This is a genomic window from Mycobacterium sp. SMC-19 (assembly GCF_045310815.1).
GTDB lineage: Bacteria > Actinomycetota > Actinomycetes > Mycobacteriales > Mycobacteriaceae > Mycobacterium.
Window position 1 is genome coordinate 190114 of sequence record NZ_JBJIAM010000008.1, and the last position, 19083, is coordinate 209196.

The 19083-nt window shown below is 75.1% G+C and carries 3 protein-coding genes; all 3 read left to right on the forward strand.

The features are described 5' to 3' along the window. Positions 1 to 13 precede the first annotated feature (13 nt). Positions 14 to 6433 (forward strand): PGRS repeat-containing protein, encoded by a 6420-nt coding sequence (locus ACJH5R_RS18195; protein WP_406756727.1) that lies wholly within the window; start codon positions 14 to 16, stop codon positions 6431 to 6433. 85 nt (positions 6434 to 6518) lie between these two features. Further along, on the forward strand, positions 6519 to 12350 hold the full coding sequence (locus ACJH5R_RS18200; RefSeq protein ID WP_406782529.1) for a PGRS repeat-containing protein: 5832 nt from the start codon (positions 6519 to 6521) through the stop codon (positions 12348 to 12350). A 311-nt stretch (positions 12351 to 12661) separates the two neighbouring features. Then, a complete protein-coding gene (locus ACJH5R_RS18205) occupies positions 12662 to 18949 on the forward strand; it encodes a PE family protein (protein ID WP_406782530.1) in 6288 nt (2095 codons plus the stop codon). The last annotated feature ends 134 nt before the right edge of the window (positions 18950 to 19083 follow it).

Sequence of the window (19083 nt, forward strand, 5' to 3'; positions counted from 1 at the left end):
AGGCGTCGTTCCCATGGCTCGTAAGCGTCGTAACACAGGTCAATACGTCAACCGCGGCAATGCATCTCGCCGAGCAATCGGTGCCGCCGGAGCCGTCAGTGCGTTCCTGGCGTTCGGCATGGCCCCGCAAGCGCAGGCCGACTTCGATCTGGACGACCTGTTCGACCCGAGTGCCTGGGCTCCGCTATTCGATTCCAGCACTTGGGATTCGGGCTTGAACTGGGATCAGCTGTTCGCCGGTGACGAGCTGGCCAATGCACTGACCGCGGGCTCGGCGGCCGACACCGGCAACCTCACCGCCATAGTCGACCAGTGGTTCTACACCCCGATGCATAGCGCGATGGTCGACTGGATCGAGAGTCCGTTCGGAACCCAGGTCAACGACTTCATCAACAACACCTTCGGCTTCGGCTCGATCATCATCGGCAACGGTGCTGCCGGTACCGAACTCAACCCCAACGGCGGCAACGGCGGCTGGCTATACGGCGACGGTGGCGCGGGCTACGACGGCTCGCTGACCGGGGTGGCCGGCGGCAATGGTGGCGCGGCCGGGATGTTCGGCAACGGCGGTGCCGGCGGCGACGGCGGCGCGGGCTTCGACGGCGGCACCGGTGGGGCCGGCGGCAGCTGGAGCGGTATCGGCGGCGTCGGCGGTATCGGTGGTGCCGGTGGCGACGGCGGCAACGGCGGTGCCGGGGCTGGCTGGCTCTTCGCTATCGGTGGTGCCGGCGGGGTCGGCGGCGACGGACTGGTCGGCGCCGCGGGGGCGGTCGGAGTCGCCGGTGTCGATGGCGGCAATGGTGGCGTCGGCGGCAACGGCGGTGTAGGCGGCAACGGTGGAGCTGGCGGCGCTTCGAAGGCAATCATTTTCGGCGCCGGCGGTAAGGGCGGCGCGGCCGGTGACGGTGGCACCGGCGGTGTCGGTGGTGCGGGTATGGCCGGCACCGACGGAAACGACGGCGAGACGGGCACCTTCGCCGGCGGCGGTAGCGGCAACGGTGGCGACGGCACTGACGGCACCAATGGCGGTAACGGCGGCACGGGCGGCAACGGCGGTGCGGCCGGCGCGGCCGGTACCGGCGGGAAGGCCAGCTCTTGGTTCGGCAGCAACGGCACCTTGGGTGCCGGCGGTCAGGCCGGTGACGGCGGCAACGGCGGGGCCGGCGGGGTTGCCGGACTCGGCGGCAACGGTGGTGCGGGCGCGGCCGGCACGGCGACGAACCTCAACGGTGGCGCGGGCGGTGACGGCGGCGACACCGGCACGGCGGGCGCCGGCGGTGCGGGCGGACAAGCCGGCGGTGCCGGAGCAGTAGCCGGTCAGCAGGGCATCAACGGTGCCGACGTGACCGGCGTCGGTGGCAACGGTGGAGCGGGCGGCGACGGCTATAGCCCCACGGCCGCAGGCGAATCGGGCGGCAACGGTGGCGCCGGCGGTGACGGCGGCGCCTACGGCAACGGTGGTGCGGGCGGTAACGGCGGCAACGGGTCGACCGGCATCGCTGGCAGCGACGGCAGCGTCACCAACCCTGACGGCACCGACGGTCACACCGGCGGAAACGGTGGCGCCGGTGGCATCGGCGGCAAGGGCGGTTCGATGGCCGGCAACGGCGGAACCGGCGGTCGGGGCGGCCACGGCGCGGACGGCGGCGCAGGCGGCGACGGTGTCGTCGGCGCGACCGGTTCGTTCGACAACGGCGGCACCGGCACCGGTGGCAACGGTGGCGACGCGGGCAGCGGCGGCAACGGCGGCAGCGGCGGCAACGGTGGTGCGGGCGGTACGGCGGCCCATGGCATCGCGGGCTCCACCGGGGCTGGGGGCAACGCCGGTAGCGGCGGTGACGCCGGTAGGGCCGGCGACGGCGGCGCCGGCGCAGCCGGCACAGCAGCGCATCGCGACGGCGGCGACGGCGGCGACGGCGGGAACACCGGCACCGGCGGCAGCGCCGGCAACGCGGGCACCGGGTCTCACACCGGCGCAGCGGGTTCGGCCGGGCACGCCGCCGCAATCGGTCAAGGCGACGGCGGCGCGGGCGGCGCCGGATTCAACGCGACCACCGCGGGCGACTCCGGCGGCAACGGCGGCGTCGGCGGTGACGGCGGCGATCGCGGCAACGGCGGAAACGGTGGCGCCGGTGGATCCGGCGCGGACGGCACCAACGGCGCCGTCGGCAACGCGGTCAACCCCGACGGCGGCAACGGCACGGTCGGCGGCAGCGGCGGCATTGGCGGCGCGGGCGGTAAGGGTGGTTCCGAGGCCGGCAATGGCGGCGCCGGCGGTGTGGGTGGTGCCGGGGGCGCGGGCGGCAACGGTGGCAACGGCGTGACCGGGGCCAACGCCAGCACGGCCGGCGGCAACGGCGCGAACGGCGGCGACGGCGGCGACGGCGCCCTCGGCGGCAATGGCGGCGCGGGCGGTGCCGGCGGTTCCTCCGCGCACGGTACCTCCGGGGCCGACGCTTCCGGAGGTGCCGGCGGTCGTGGTGGTGACGCTGGGGCGGCCGGCAATGGCGGCGCCGGCGGCAACGGCAACGCGACGCACATCGACGGTGGCAACGGCGGTGACGGCGGCGATGTCGGCACCGCCGCCGCGGGCGGCAATGGCGGAGCCGCCGGTGGTACTGGGGCGACAGTCGGCGCCACCGGCGCACACGGCGCCGAGATCATCGGGGCCTCCGGCAACGGCGGCCAGGGCGGCGCGGGATTCACCCCCACCGCGGCAGGGCAATCCGGCGGCGACGGCGGCGCGGGCGGTAACGGCGGTGCCCACGGCAACGGCGGCAACGGCGGTGCCGGCGCGGCAGGCTCTGCCGGAACCAGCGGGCCAGTCGGAAACAACGGCACCCAGGGCAGCGTCAACGGCACCAACGGCGGACAGGGCGGTTCGGGAGGCAACGGCGGCAACGGCGGTGCCGGCGGCACTGGCGGCTCGCTGAGCACCAACACCGCCGGTAACGGCGGCATCGGCGGTGCGGGCGGCGCCGGTGGCAACGGTGGTGTCGGTGGGAAGGGCTTCACCGCCACGGCGCCCGGTGCCGATGGCGGCAACGGCGGCAAGGGTGGTCAGGCCGGTTCTGGCGGCGTCGGCGGTGCGGGCGGTAATGCGGGCACCGCCGCCAACGGAACCGTGGGCAACAACGGCAACGGCGGGGCCGGCGGTAACGCCGGCGATGCCGGAGCGGGCGGCAACGGTGGCGATGGCGCCGCCGGAAATGCGGCCAACCCCAATGGCGGCAACGGGGGCCAGGGCGGCGACCCTGGCAACGTCGCTGGGACCGGTGGCGCCGGCGGCACGGCCGGCGCCACCTCCGGCGGCGGCGGAATCCACGGCGGCCAGGGCGCCGACGGCGTCTCGGCGACCACGGTGTCGGGTAACGGCGGCAACGGTGGGGCAGGTTTCAGCCCGACCAGCATCGCCGAAAACGGTGGCAATGGCGGCGCCGGCGGTAACGGTGGTGCGGCGGGTTCGGCCGGTAACGGCGGCAACGGTGGTGCCGGCGGTGCGGGCGCGACCGGCGTCGGAGGAAATGGCGCGGTCGGTACGGCGGGAACAGCCGGCAACCCGAACGGTGGTGCCGGTGGTTCTGGCGCGGCCGGCGGTAATGGCGGTGCGGGCGGTAGTGGCGGCGCCAGCGGCGCCCTGGTGTCCAACCACGCCGGCAATGGCGGCGTCGGCGGCAAGGGTGGCGACGGTGGTGCCGGTGGCACCGGTGGTGCCGGATTCAACGCGACGACGCCCGGCGTCAACGGTGGTGACGGCGGCAAGGGCGGTCAGGCCGGTTCCGGTGGCACCGGTGGTGCCGGCGGCAACGCGGGTGCGGTGAACGGGGCGGCCACCGCGGGTGTCAATGGCAGCGGTGGTGCCGGTGGTAACGCCGGGACGGCCGGGCAGGGCGGCAACGGCGGCAACGGCGGTAACGGGGATGCCGCAAACCCCAACGGCGGCAACGGCGGTCGTGGTGGCGATGCGGGCAATGTCGCCGGCACCGGCGGTGGCGGCGGTGCGCGCGGGACCGGCGGCACCGGTGGTGTCGACGGAGTGACCGGCGCCAACGGCACGGCGGTGAGCGTGGCCTCCGGTAACGGCGGGAACGGCGGCGCCGGCTTCAGCCCGACCAGCGTGGCCGACAACGGCGGCAATGGTGGCGCGGGCGGTAACGGCGGTGCGGCGGGGTCGGCCGGTAACGGCGGCAACGGTGGTGCCGGCGGTGCGGGCGCGACCGGCGTCGGAGGCACCGGCGCGGTCGGCACCGCGGGCACGGCCGCCAACCCCAACGGCGGTGCCGGGGGATCCGGTGCGGCCGGCGGCAATGGCGGTAAGGGCGGCGTCGGCGGCGCGAGTGGCCTGCTGGGCGTCAACCACGCCGGCAATGGCGGCGCCGGCGGCAAGGGTGGCGACGGTGGTGCCGGTGGCACCGGTGGTGCCGGTTTCAACGCGACGACGCCCGGTGCCAATGGCGGTGACGGCGGCAACGGTGGTCAGGCCGGTTCCGGTGGCACCGGTGGCGCCGGAGGCAACGCGGGTGCGATCAACGGCGCGGCCACCGCGGGTGTCAACGGCAGCGGTGGCGCCGGCGGTAACGCCGGGACGGCCGGGCAGGGCGGCAACGGCGGCAACGGCGGCAACGGGGATGCCGCAAACCCCAACGGCGGCAACGGCGGTCGTGGCGGCGATGCGGGCAATGTCGCCGGCACCGGCGGCGGCGGCGGTGCCCGCGGGACCGGCGGCACCGGTGGTGTCAACGGAGTGACCGGCGCGAGCGGTACTTCCGCGGTCGGCCCATCCGGTAATGGCGGCACCGGCGGTAATGGCTACAACGCGGCCGCCGACCCCAACGCCGCGGCTGGCGCCCGCGGCGGCGACGGCGGTAAGGGCGGCACCGGCGGCTCGATCGGCAACGGCGGCGACGGCGGTGCCGGTGGTACCGGTGCGGCGGGTCAGGCCGGCGGGAACGCCGCCAACGCTGGAGGATCCGGCACGGCCGGACTCACCGGTGGTGCCGGCGGCAACGGTGGTGCGGGCGGCAACGGCGGTGCGGTGTCCGGCGCGGCTGGCAACGGCGGTGTCGGCGGTAAGGGCGGCGTCGGTGGTGCAGGCGGTAGCGGCGCGAACGGCTCGACGGGCATCACTGCCCCCGACGGCGGCGGACTCACCGGTGGCAAGGGTGGCAACGGCGGCAGCGGGGCCATCGGTGGCGCCGGTGGGGTCGGCGGCAACGGCGGTGTCGGAGGCACCGCCACCGACGGCAGCACCGGCAGCCACGGTGTCGGCGGCCAAGGCGGTGCCGGTGGCCAGGGCGGCAGCGCCGGCAACGGCGGTACCGGTGGCACCGGTGCCGGTGGCGGCACCAACGCGGCCGCCGGCAACGGTGGCCAGGGCGGCAACGGCGGAAACCGCGGCACCGGTGGGGCCGGCGGTCTCGGCGGTGACAGCGGTAACGGCCAGCTCGCCTCGAGCGGAGCCGGGGGCGCTACCGGAGCCAGCGGCGGTAACGGCGGCAACGGCGGCGTCGGCGGTAACGGCCAGGGCACCGTCAACGGTGCTGCGCAGATCGGTGGTATCGGCGGCAAGGGCGGCGACGCCGGAACCGTTGGCAACGGCGGGACCGGTGGTGCGGGCGGCAATGGTGCGGTCGGAACGGCCGGTTACACCCCCCCGACTGGCCAGGCAGCCGGTGGCGGTACTGGAGCCAACGGCGCTAACACCACCCAGGCCGGCCAGATCGGTGGTGCCGGTGGCACGGGATCGTCCGCGTCGTGCGCGCTCTTCTTCGGCTGCGGCGACATCAACGCCGGCGATGGCGGTAACGGCGGCAACGGCGGCCAGGCAGCGGCCGGCGGCGCCGGCGGCGCGGGCGGGGGCGCCAATGCACAGACCGGCGGAACCCGCGGCTACGCGTACGGCGGCGACGGTGGCAACGGCGGCAACGGCGGAGACGGCACCAACGGCACGGCCGGGGCCAGCGGCGGCGCCGGTGGCGCGGGCGGCAAGGGCGGTTCGATCGCCGGCAACGGTGGTGACGGTGGTCTCGGCGGCCTTGGTGGTAACGGCGGTGCCGGCGAGAACGGCGGTAACGGTGGCGCAGGCGGCGGCGGCGGTACCGGTGAGAACCACCAGGGCACCGGTTACGCCAAGGGCGGCGACGGCGGCGACGGTGGCACCGGCGGCAAGGGCGGTAACGGTGGCGCGGGCGGTAGCGGCGGCGTCGGTGGCGCCGCGGGGACTGCGCAGGGCATCGGCGCCAACGGAAACGTCGGTGTCGGTGGCGCCGGTGGCACCGGCGGTGCGGCCGGTTCCGGTGGCGCTGGCGGTACCGCCGGGGCGGCCGGATCGGCATCCGCGGGCGGCGCGGTCAGCGCGGACCCGGGCGCGGCTGGCCAGACCGGCACTGGCGGCGGCTCCGGAACGAGGGGCACCGATGGCGCTCACGGCTAGATCCCTTGCGTCCTCGGCGGCTGCATCCCCAACCCAGTTGCCCAACTAACTCTCCACCCACAGACACCAGATAGAGGTCATCCCCATGGCTCGTAAGCGTCGCAGCGCAGCACTGCACGGAACCCGCGTCAGCGCAGGGCGTCGGGCGGTCGGTGCCGCCGGTGCGGTGAGCGCCTTTCTGGCACTGGGGATGGCGCCGCAGGCGCAGGCCGACTTCGGTCTGGAGGACCTGTTTGACCCAAACGCCTGGGGGTCGTTGTTCGACGGCAACACAGGCGATTTGGGCTTCAACTGGGATCAGCTGTTCGCCGGCGACGAGCTGGGCACCGCGCTGAGTGCGGCCTACGCCGATCCGGGTTCGGCGGCGGCGATGCTGGGCGACCCGTTCGGCATCACCGGGTTGCTGGGCCAGTACTTGTTTGAGCCGATGCACGCCGGAATGGTGGCGTGGATCAACGACCCGTTCATCGGCAAGCCGGTGGATGACTTCATCAACACCTGGTTCGGGTTCGGTTCGATCGTCATCGGCAACGGTGCGGCGGGCACCGAGCTCAATCCCGATGGTGGCAACGGGGGTTGGCTGTTCGGAGACGGCGGTGCGGGCTACGACGGTTCGCTGACCGGGGTTGCCGGTGGTGACGGCGGCACTGCCGGGATGTTCGGCAACGGTGGTGCCGGCGGGGCCGGTGGCCTCGGCCTCGACGGTGGTGAAGGCGGCAACGGCGGCAGCTGGATCGGCGTCGGTGGGGCCGGTGGCGCCGGCGGGTCCGGCGGCAATGGCGGTGACGGGGGCGCCGGGCTGGGCTGGATCTACGGCATCGGTGGCAACGGCGGGGCCGGCGGGGACGGTCTGGCCGGGTTCGCCGGTGCGATCGGCGTCGCCGGTGTTGACGGCGGCAACGGTGGCGCGGGCGGCAATGGCGGCGCGGGCGGTAACGGCGGCGCCGGTGGGGCGTCCAAGGCGCTGCTGTACGGCTCCGGCGGCCAGGGCGGCGCGGCCGGAAACGGTGGCGCCGGTGGTGCCGGCGGCCAGGGTCTGGGTGGCGAGGACGGCACCGATGGCGCGGCCGGCACATTCGCCGACGGTGGCTCCGGCAACGGTGGCGATGGCACCGCGGGCTCCAACGGTGGCAACGGCGGTGCCGGCGGTAACGGCGGCGCGGCCGGGGTGGCCGGGGCAGCGGGTGCCACCCATGCGCTCTTCGGCTCGGACGGCAATACCGGTGCGGCCGGCCACGGTGGCGCCGGTGGCGCCGGCGGTGACGGCGGTGACTCCGGGGTGGGCGGCAACGGTGGTGCGGGTGCGGCCGGGACGGCGGCCAACCCGGACGGCGGTGACGGCGGCAACGGTGGCTCGACCGGCACGGCCGGCACCGGCGGTGCGGGCGGCCAGGCCGGCGCCGGTGGTGCGGAGGGCCAGTCGGGTAACGGCGGCGAGGCCTCGACCGGTGCCGCATCCGGCGGCCGAGGCGGCGACGGTTATGACGCCGCCGCAGACCCGAACGCGGCAGCGGGAACCGCCGGCGGCAACGGCGGCAAGGGCGGCAACGCCGGTGACAACGGCAGCGCGGGCATCGGCGGTAACGGCGGCAACGGTGCTGCCGGAGCAGCCGGAGCCACCAGCACGGCCGAGGGCGTGGACGGCACCGCCGGCACCGACGGTGGCGCCGGTGGCAATGGCGGCTTGGGCGGCTTGAACGCCGACGGAATCACCTACGCCACAACAGGATTAGGCGGCGATGGTGGTGCCGGCGGTCAAGGTGGCCACGGCTACACCGGCTTGAGTGGCGCGATTGCCGGCGCGGACGGCGAGAGCGGCAGCAACGGTGGTGCCGGTGGCAACGGCGGTGCCGGGGGTACCGGCTCGGTCGCGGGCCAGCAGGGTGCCGGTGGTGCCGGGGGTAACGGCGGTAACGGCGGCGACGGCGTGGCCGGGGATGCGGGCATCGACGGCACGTCGGCCGACCACGACGGCACGGCCGGCGGCGACGGTGGCAATGGCGGCAACGCGGGCACCGGTGGTGCGGGCGGTCAGGGCGCCGGCGGCATCGCGGCCGGTGGCAACGACGGCACCGCGGGCCTCGGTGGCAATGGCGGCAACGGCGGTAACGGCCTCGCCGGAGTGGACAGTACCCAGGCGGGTATCGACGGCACCGCCGGCGGTAGCGGTGGTGTCGGCGGTAACGGCGGACAGGGTGGCCTGCTGGCGGGCAGCAGCACCGACCGCGCCGCCTCCGGTAACGGTGGAAATGGCGGTTCCGGTGCCAAGGGCGGCAACGGATTCACCGGCGCAGACGGCACTATCCCGGGCGCTGATGGTGTGAGCGGCACCAATGGTGGCGCCGGGGGCAACGGCGGCGCCGGCGGTTCCGGTGCGACGGCGGGCCAGCAGGGCGTCGGCGGCGTCGGTGGCAATGGCGGTAGCGGCGGCAATGGTGCGGCAGGTACCGCGGGTACCGACGGCGTCGTGAACAGTCACGACGGCACGGCTGGCGGCGACGGTGGCAACGGCGGCAACGCGGGCACCGGTGGTGCGGGCGGTCAGGGCGCCGATGGCACCGCGGCCAGCGGCAACGACGGCACCGCGGGCCTCGGTGGCAATGGCGGCAAGGGCGGCAACGGCCTTGCGGGTCTGGACGGCGCCGGGCCGGCAGTGAACGGCACCGCCGGGGGCAATGGTGGTGCCGGCGGCAACGGTGGGCAAGGTGGCCTGCTGGCGGGCAGCAGCACCGACCGCGCCGCCTCGGGTGCCGGTGGCGACGGAGGCGCCGGAGCCAAGGGCGGCAACGGATATACCGGTACCAACGGCCTCACCCCGGGTGCCGACGGTGGTAGTGGCACCAATGGTGGTGCCGGCGGCAACGGTGGCGCCGGCGGGACCGGCTCGACCGCAGGCCAGCACGGTGCCGGGGGTGCCGGTGGCAATGGCGGTAGCGGCGGCAATGGTGCGGCCGGCAGCGTGGGCGTTGATGGCACGTCGGCCAACCACGACGGCACGGCCGGCGGCAACGGCGGCAGGGGCGGCAACGCGGCACTCGGTGGCGCAGGCGGCGAGGGCGCAGGCGGCATCCACGCAGCCAACGGCGCCAACGGCACCGCAGGACTCGGCGGAAACGGCGGCCAGGGCGGCAGCGGCCTGACCGGAACCGACAGCACACAGGCCGGTGTGGACGGAACTGCCGGCGGCAGTGGTGGTGTCGGCGGCAACGGTGGGCAAGGTGGCCTGCAGGCGGGCAGCACCACCGACCGGGCCACCTCCGGCACCGGCGGCAATGGTGGGGCTGGTGGTAAGGGCGGCAACGGCTTTACCGGTGCCGATGGCACTGCGCCGGGTGCGGATGGTGTCAGTGGCACCAATGGTGGTGCCGGCGGTAACGGTGGCGCGGGTGGTTCCGGCTCGACGGCCGGTCAGCACGGTGCCGGTGGTGTCGGTGGCGATGGCGGCAACGGTGGTAAGGGTGCGGCCGGCAGCGTGGGCGTTGATGGCACGTCGAGCAATCACGACGGCACGGCCGGCGGCAACGGTGGCAATGGTGGCAACGCCGGCCTCGGTGGTGCGGGTGGTCAGGGCCCGAGCGGTGCGGCGGCCAGTGGCTCGAACGGTACCGCGGGCCTCGGCGGTAACGGCGGGTCCGGCGGTAAGGGCATCGACGGGACCAACAGCACGGCAGCGGGTGTAGACGGCACCACCGGCGGCAACGGCGGCACGGGCGGCAACGGTGGCCAGGGTGGTCTGCTCGCGGGCAGCACCACCCAGCACGCGGCGTCCGGTACCGGCGGCAATGGTGGTGCTGGTGGTAAGGGCGGCAACGGATTTACCGGCTCCAGCGGCGTCAACGCCGGCAGTAACGGTGAATCCGGAACCAACGGCGGCCAGGGCGGCAACGGTGGCTCCGGAGGCACCGGCGCCACCGGCGGCGCCGGCGGCAACGCGGGCAACGGCGGCGTCGGCGGCAACGGCGGCAACGGAATCGACGGCGCCAACGCCGCGTCCGCCGGTGCGGACGGCCAGAACGGCGGCACGGGCGGCAACGGCGGTCAGGGTGGTGCCGGCGGTCAGGGGGGCAACGCCGGTACCTCGACCTCCGGCAACGCAGCCGCCAACGGCAACGGTGGCAGTGGCGGGCGCGGCGGCGACGCGGGCACGGCCGGCAACGGCGGCAGGGGTGCCGACGGTGACGTCACCAACCCCGACGGCGGCAAGGGCGGCAACGGTGGCGAGGTCGGCACCGCCGGCAACGGCGGATCGGCCGGCTCGCACGGCAGCGGTGGTGCCAGCGGCACGAACGGAGCCACCGGGGCTGGTGGCACCGCGATCACCGGCCCGGCCGGCAACGGCGGACAGGGTGGCAACGGCTTCAGCTCCACCAGCTCGGCTGAGAACGGCGGTGACGGCGGCAACGGCGGTGCAGGCGGCGCCGGCGGCTCACACGGCAACGGCGGCGACGGCGGCATCGGTGGTGCGGGTGCCACCGGCGTCGGCGGTACCGGTGCAGCCGGCACCGCGGGAACGGCAGCTCAACCCGATGGCGGCGCGGGCGGCTCCGGCCTATCCGGCGGCAACGGTGGCAAGGGCGGCAACGGCGGTGCCAGTGGCAACCTCGCAGCCAACCACGCCGGTAACGGTGGCGCCGGTGGAGTCGGTGGCGCGGGTGGCAACGGTGGGACCGGTGGCGCCGGCTACGACGCCGCCACCGACCCCAACGCGGCGGCCGGCACCAACGCAGGTAACGGCGGCAATGGCGGTGAGGCTGGATCCGGGGGTGCGGGCGGCGCCGGCGGTAACGCCGGTGCGGTCAACGGCGCGGCCGGCGCGGGTGCCAACGGCAACGGCGGCAACGGCGGCAACGCCGGCGTCGCGGGCCAGGGCGGCAACGGCGGCAACGGTGCTGACGGCAACGCCACCACCCCGAACGGCGGCAACGGCGGAAACGGGGGCGACCCGGGCAACGTTGCCGGCACTGGCGGCGCCGGCGGCGCGCACGGCACCGGCGGAAGCGGTGGCGTCGACGGTACGAACGGTGCCAGCGGCACCCCGGTCACTACGGCGTCCGGCAATGGCGGCAACGGAGGCAACGGCTACAACGCCGCTACGGACCCCGCCGCCGTTCCGGGCACCAATGGCGGCGCCGGCGGCAACGGCGGCAACGGTGGCATGGCCGGCAACGGTGGCAACGGTGGAACCGGTGGCAGCGCGGCTACCGGTGTGGGCGGCGCCGGTGCGGCCGGCACGGCCGGAGATGCCCTCAACCTCAACGGCGGCAACGGACTTCAGGGTGATTCCGGTGGCGACGGCGGCACCGGCGGCAATGGCGGCAATGGTGGCCTGCTGAGCGTCAACACCGCGGGCAACGGCGGCAACGGCGGCGTGGGCGGTGACGGTGGTGCCGGCGGCACCGGCGGAGCCGGCTACAGCCCGACCGCTGCCGGAGCCGACGGCGGTGACGGCGGTAACGGCGGCGAGGCCGGTTCGGGTGGCACCGGTGGTGCCGGCGGCAATGCCGGAACCGCGCAGAACGGCAGCGTGGTCGGCGCCAACGGCAACGGCGGCAAGGGCGGCAACGCCGGCAGCGCCGGCCAGGGCGGCGACGGCGGCAGGGGTGCCGACGGCGATGCCACCACCCGCAACGGTGGCGACGGCGGAAACGGTGGTGACGCCGGCAATGTCGCGGGCACCGGCGGTCAGGGCGGCGCGGCCGGTACCACGGTCGGCGGCGGCGGAACGGCCGGCGGATCCGGAGCCAGCGGCACCCCGGCTGCCGGGCCGACCGGCAACGGCGGCAACGGCGGCGACGGCTACAACCAGCCTGGAGCCGGTGACGGCGGCCAGGGCGGTGCCGGCGGCGACGGCGGAAACATGGGCAATGGTGGCGACGGCGGGCGCGGCGGCGACGGCAGTGCCGCCGCCGGCGGGTAAGCGTCAGGTCGTCGAGTGAACGGATGCCCGCGATGAGAACGCTGCCCTGGCACGCCAGGGCAGCGGGGCCGAGCACCTGTCAGCACAGGAAGCGCTCCGTACCCCGAGCTGCGTCCATCCGGTTCCGGATGGCTCAGGTAAGTACCGCGAAGACATGGGTGGATAGCTCGACGCCCCGCGGATTCTCCGTGGCGGATCGATCTCCGATCTGACTGTTGCCGCGCGGTAGGCGCGGCGATAGCCGAGCAAAAACATCACAACCATCCATCGGCCCACGCAGTGGGCCACCGTTTGAGAACTTGGGGCAGTACATGACTGGAAAGCGTGAGAGCGCACGGCAGACCGGAGCCGGGCGGCGCACAGGGGACTCGCGTCGTCGAGTGCTGGGTGCGGGTTCGGCGGCAGCGGCATTTTTGGCGTTCGGTGTGTCGCCGTTGGTGTCGGTGCCGGTGGCGCAGGCTGATGGTGAGTTTGATTGGCTGCTGGATGTTTTCGGTTCGGGGGCGTGGTCGGCTGCCGAGGTGGACGCTGGGGGTGCGTTCGATTGGGGGTCGTTGTTTGACTCGTCGGCGGGGTTGGCCGGTGGTGATGCGTTTGATCTGACGGCGTTGGTTGAGGCGTACATCTATGCGCCGTTGCATGCCGGCATGGTCGATTGGCTTGAGAGCCCGTTGGGTGTTCAGGTCGGCTCGTTTGTCAATGACACGTTCGGGTTCGGCTCGATCATCATTGGTAATGGCGCTGTTGGTGTTGCCGGTGTTGATGGTGGCAATGGTGGTGCGGGCGGTTGGTTGTTCGGTGATGGTGGTGCTGGTGTCGCCGGTGGTGATGGTGGCGCGGCCGGTTTGTTCGGCAATGGTGGTGCCGGCGGCGCGGGTCTGGCGGGCTTGGCCGGTGGCGACGGTGGCGCCGGTGGTTCATGGATGGGCGTCGGCGGGGTCGGCGGTATCGGCGGTGATGGTGGTGGCGCCGGCGGTAATGGCGGCGACGGCGCGGGTTGGCTGTTCGGCTCCGGCGGTGCCGGCGGTGCCGGCGGTGTCGGCGCGGCCGGCGCGGCGGGTCTGGCTGGTGCTACCGGTGTTTGGGCTTCGGGTGGCAACGGTGCCCTCGGCGGTAACGGCCTCCTCGGTGGTAACGGTGGCAATGGTGGTGTCGGCGGCAAGGCTTCGGGCTTTTTCGGCAACGGCGGCAATGGTGGTGTCGGCGGTGTCGGTGGTGCGGGCGGTAACGGTGGCCGTGGTGGTGACGGTGCCGCTGGTGAGTGGGATGTGGCTGCCAGCAATGGAAATGGTGGTGATGGTGCCGGTGGTGGTGACGGCGCCAACGGTGGCCAGGGCGGCCAGGGTGGTCTGGCCGGTGCGGGCACCAGCCTGGGTTCGGCGGGTGTCAACGGCCTGGGCGGCCAGGGTGGCGCCGGCGGCAACGCCGGGATCGCCGGTAATGGCGGTGACGGGGCCGAAGGGACAGCGGGCAACACCGGCGGTGGCCGCGGCGCCGACGGCGGAAACCCGGGCGCGATCGGCCACGGCGGTCAGGGCGGCCTGAATGGTGGGTCGACCACCGAGCGTGCGGCCAGTGGCGCCGACGGTCAGGCGGCCGGGCACGGCGGTAACGGCGGCAACGGCGGCGACGGGTTCGACGTGGCGGCCTACAACGCCGCCCACGCGGGCGAACTGGGCTTCAAGGCGCTCACCCTGGCCGGCGGCAACGGCGGTCTTGGTGGCAACGCCGGCGCGGTCGGTGACGGCGGTACCGGCGGCAACGGCGGCAACGGCGGGGACGGCGGTAAGGGCGGCAACAGTGGTGTGCTGCTGGAGAACGGGCACGGCGGCAAGGGCGGTGCCGGCGGCAACGGTGGCAACGGTGGCGCGGGCGGTGCCGGCGGTTGGGAGGCCGGCCAAGGCGGTGCCGGTGGTACCGGTGGCAAGGGTGGTGCCGGCGGCGTCGGCGGCGACGCCCTGAACCCCAACTCCGGAACCGGTGGTGACGGTGGTGTCGGCGGCCGGGGCGGTCTCGGTGGTGCCGGCGGCGCCGGATACACCGGCGCAGCCGGCGTTCAAGGTGTCAACGACGGTGCGGGTGAGAACGGCGGCAATGGTGGTGCCGGTGGTACCGGTGGCGAGGGTGGTGCCGGCGGTAACGCGGGCAACGGCGCCACCGGCAACGGTGGAAACGGCAACGGCGGTGCCGGCGGTAAGGGCGGCGACGCGGGCGCCGGGGGCGACGGCGGCAGGGGCGCCGACGGCGACGCCACCTACCTCGACGGTGGCCGGGGTGGCAACGGCGGCAATGCCGGCATCGAAGGTGCCGGTGGTGCCGGCGGTAGCGCCGGAACTGGCGGTAACGGCGGCACAGCCGGCCTGCACGGAGCCGGCGGCAATCAGGTGACCAGTGGCGGAAACGGCGGTAACGGCGGCGACGGCTTCACCTCGACGGTGGCCGGCGCCTCCGGTGGTAACGGCGGCGCGGGTGGCGACGGCGGCAACCTCGGTAACGGCGGTAACGGCGGCGCCGGTGGCAACGGTGTGGCCGGCACCAACGGTGTCGGGACCGACGCCGGCGGCAACGGCAACTCCGGCACCAGCGGTGGTTCCGGTGGCTTCGGTGGCAAGGGTGGCAACGCCGGCACCGGCCTGAGCACCCTGACCGGCGGCACCGGTGGTGCCGGTGGTTCGGGCGCCGACGGTGGCGATGCCGTGGCCGGTGCGATCGGCTCTGCCGGTTCGTTCACCTCCGGTGACGGCAATGGCGGGGCCGGCGGCAACGCCGGGACGGCCGGTGCCGGCGGCAGCGGCGGCAATGGCGGGGCGGGTGGCAGCAACGGCGACGGCAGCTCGGCCGCGACCGGCACGGGCGGCAACGCCGGCAGCGGCGGCGCGGGTGCCCAGGGCGGTGACGGTGGCGCAGGTGCCCACGGCGACGCAGCGCACCTCAACGGCGGCAACGGTGGCCGAGGTGGGGACTCCAGCCAGGGCGGTGCCGCGGGCACGGCCGGCACCGGCTCCACGACGGGCAGCGCCGGATCCCAGGGCGCGGGTGTCGCCGGCCCGGCCGGCAACGGCGGCCAGGGCGGTGACGGCTACACCTCCGGGGTGGCCGGCGAATCGGGCGGCAACGGTGGTGCCGGTGGCGATGGCGGCAACCTGGGCAACGGCGGCAACGGCGGCGCCGGTGGCGACGGTGTGGCCGGCACCAACGCCGTCGGCACCGACGGCAACGGCAATGGCAACTCCGGGACTGCCGGTGGCTCGGGTGGCTCGGGCGGTAAGGGAGGCAACGCCGGTACCGGCTTGACCTCGTTGACCGGCGGCGCCGGTGGCAATGGTGGTTCGGGTGCCGACGGTGGTGACGCCGCGGCCGGCGTGACCGGTGCGGCCGGGTCGTTCGCCACCGGTGACGGCAACGGTGGGGCCGGCGGCAACGCCGGGACGGCCGGCGCCGGCGGTAGCGGCGGCAACGGCGGTGCGGGCGGCACCAACGGCAACGGCAGCTCCGCTGCGGCCGGAACCGGCGGCAACGCGGGCAGCGGTGGTGACGGCGCCGCGGGCGGAAATGGTGGCGCCGGTGCCAACGGCGATGCAAACAACCTCAACGGCGGCAACGGTGGCCGGGGTGGCGACTCCAGTCAGGGCGGCGCCGCGGGCACGGCCGGTACCGGCGCGTTTACCGGCGCCACCGGATCGCAGGGCGCCGGGGTCAGTGGCCCGGTCGGCAACGGCGGCCGCGGTGGTGACGGCTTCACCGCCAGCACGGCCGGCGCGTCCGGCGGCAACGGTGGTGCCGGTGGTGACGGCGGCAACCTCGGCGACGGGGGCGACGGTGGTGCCGGCGGCAGCGGTGTCGCGGGCATCGACGGCGTCGCCGCCACGGCCGCGGGCGACAACGGCACCAGCGGTACCGACGGCGGGTCCGGCGGCAACGGTGGTGCGGGTGGCCTCGGCGGCTCCCTCTCCGGTCATGGCGGCAACGGCGGTAGCGGCGGTGCGGGCGCCCAGGGCGGAAACGCGGGCGCCGGGGCGGCCGGGGTGAACGGCAGCTACCTCAACAGCGGTGACGGTTCTGGCGAGAAGGGCGGCGACGCCGGGGTCGCCGGCAACGGCGGCCGGGGCGGCAACGGCGGTGCGGCCGGCGGTGTGGCCGCGGGCGGCACCGGAGCCGACGGCGCGGTGGGCGCGGCCGGGTCCGGCGGGGCCGGCGGCGACGGCGCAGCCGGTGGTAACGGCGGTGACGGTGCGGCCGGCGACGCGACCAACCTCAACGGCGGCAACGGCGGAGCCGGGGGCAACTCGAGCACCGGTGGTAACGGCGGCGCGGTCGGCACCGGCGCAGGCGCGGCGACCGGCGGAACCGCCGGCAGCAGCCCAACCGGCCCAGCCGGCAACGGTGGTGCGGGCGGTTCGGGCTTCACCAACGCGGCCGGCGTCGGTGGCGACGGCGGTACGGGCGGCGACGGCGGCAACATCGGCAACGGTGGAGCGGGCGGCTCCGGCGGCAACGGCGGCAACGGCATCGACGGCGACCAGGGCACGCTGGCTGCCATCAGCGGCACCGACGGCACCGCGGGCTTCCACGGCGGTAAGGGCGGCGACGGTGGTGTCGGCGGCTCGACGTCCGGCAACGGTGGCGCCGGTGGCGTCGGCGGTGCCGGAGGTAAGGGCGGGTCAGGCGGTGACGGCCTGGCCGGCACCAGCGCCACTCTGGCAGGCGGTGCCGGTACCGATGGCGGGTCCGGCGGCAACGGCCAGGCCGGTGGCTATGGCGGTGCCGGCGGCAATGGTGGCGCCTCGGCCCACGGGACCGCGGGTGCCAACGGCAACGGCGGCGCGGGCGGTGCGGGCGGTAACGCCGGCACACCCGGTGACGGCGGCAACGGCGGCAACGGTGACGCGGTCACCATCAACGGCGGCAACGGCGGTGCGGGCGGTAACGCCGGCACCGCGGGCAACGGCGGCGCCGGTGGGGCGCACGGCACCGGCGGAACCGGCGGCACCAACGGCGGCGACGGGGCCGACGGCACCGGGGTCACCGGTCCGGCCGGCAACGGTGGCACGGGCGGCAACGGCTACAACGCTGCCAACGACGCCGGCGCGGACGGCGGCACCAGCGGCGGCAACGGTGGAGCCGGCGGTGACGGCGGCAACATCGGCAACGGTGGCAATGGTGGCGTCGGCGGTGACGGTAAGACCGGCGTCGGCGGGACCGGTGCGGCCGGCACCGCGGGCACCCTCGCAGCCCCGAACGGTGGTGCCGGTGGCCAAGGCCTGGCCGGCGGCGACGGCGGCAAGGGCGGCGCGGGCGGCAACGGCGGTTCGCTGGCGGCCAACGTCGCAGGCAACGGCGGAAACGGTGGTAGCGGTGGAGCGGGCGGCGCCGGCGGCACCGGCGGCGCGGGATATGACGCCAGCACCGGATCGGTGGCCGGCGCGAGCGGCGGCAATGGCGGCAACGGCGGGGAAGCCGGATCCGGCGGCACCGGTGGGGCCGGCGGCAATGCCGGTACCACCAGCCACGGCACTGCCGGCACCAACGGCGATGGCGGCAACGGCGGCAGCGCCGGCACCGCGGGCGAAGGTGGCCAGGGTGGCAACGGTGCCGCCGGCGACGCCAGCACCCCCAACGGCGGTAACGGCGGCAACGGCGGTGACCCGGGCAGCATCGCCGGCACCGGCGGCAACGGCGGCGCGGCCGGAACCACGGCCGGTGCCGGGGGCACCGACGGGACCGACGGCGCGAACGGAACACAGGCCATCGGCCCGTCGGGCAACGGCGGTAACGGCGGCGCCGGATACGACCCGTCCCAAGACCCGAACGCGGGAACAGGTGCCTCCGGTGGTGCCGGCGGCACGGGCGGTAACGGCGGCGCGATCGGCAACGGTGGCGACGGTGGTGCCGGCGGTAGTGGCACGGCGGGGGTGGCCGGCCTCAGCGCTACCGTCGCGGGCGACTCCGGTCTCCAGGGCCAGGACGGTGGCGCGGGCGGTAACGGCGGCGCGGGCGGACTCGGCGGCGCCCTGTCCGGTAACGGTGGCGCTGGCGGCGCCGGCGGTTCGGGTGCCGACGGTGGCCAGGGCGGCAGCGGCATGAGCGGTGCTGCCGGCGCGGTGGCATCCGGAATCGCCGGGCAGGCCAACAACGGCCAAGACGGTGGCGACGGTGCCATCGGCGGTCAGGGCGGTAACGGCGGCAACGGTGGTCTCGGTGGAACCGCGGCCCACGGCAGCACCGGCAGCCTCGGTGCGGGTGGCAACGGTGGCAAGGGCGGCGCCGGCGGCACCGCGGGTAATGGTGGCGCCGGCGCGAACGGCGATGCCACCAACCAAACCGGCGGTGACGGTGGCGACGGTGGCGACGTCGCCTACCCGAGCGCCGCGGGCGGCAATGCCGGGACCGGCTCCGGCAACGCCACGGCCGGCAGTGCGGGCAGCGTGCCCGGCGGTCCGGTCGGCAACGGTGGGAACGGCGGTGACGGTTGGAACAACACCGGAACCTCCGGAATCGGCGGCGCCGGTGGTGCCGGTGGCGATGGTGGCAACCTGGGCCTTGGCGGCGACGGCGGCCACGGTGGCAACGGCCCGAACGGATCAGGCCCCAACGGCTGATCCCGGTTGGACAGATCGACGCGGCCGCCCCGGCAATGGGGTGGCCGCGTCGTTTTTTTGGGCGTGGAAAACGGGGAAGATGGCGGTTCTTATTGCGAACTGTTGTCCTTATCGCCACAGGTCGCGAAGCGTTA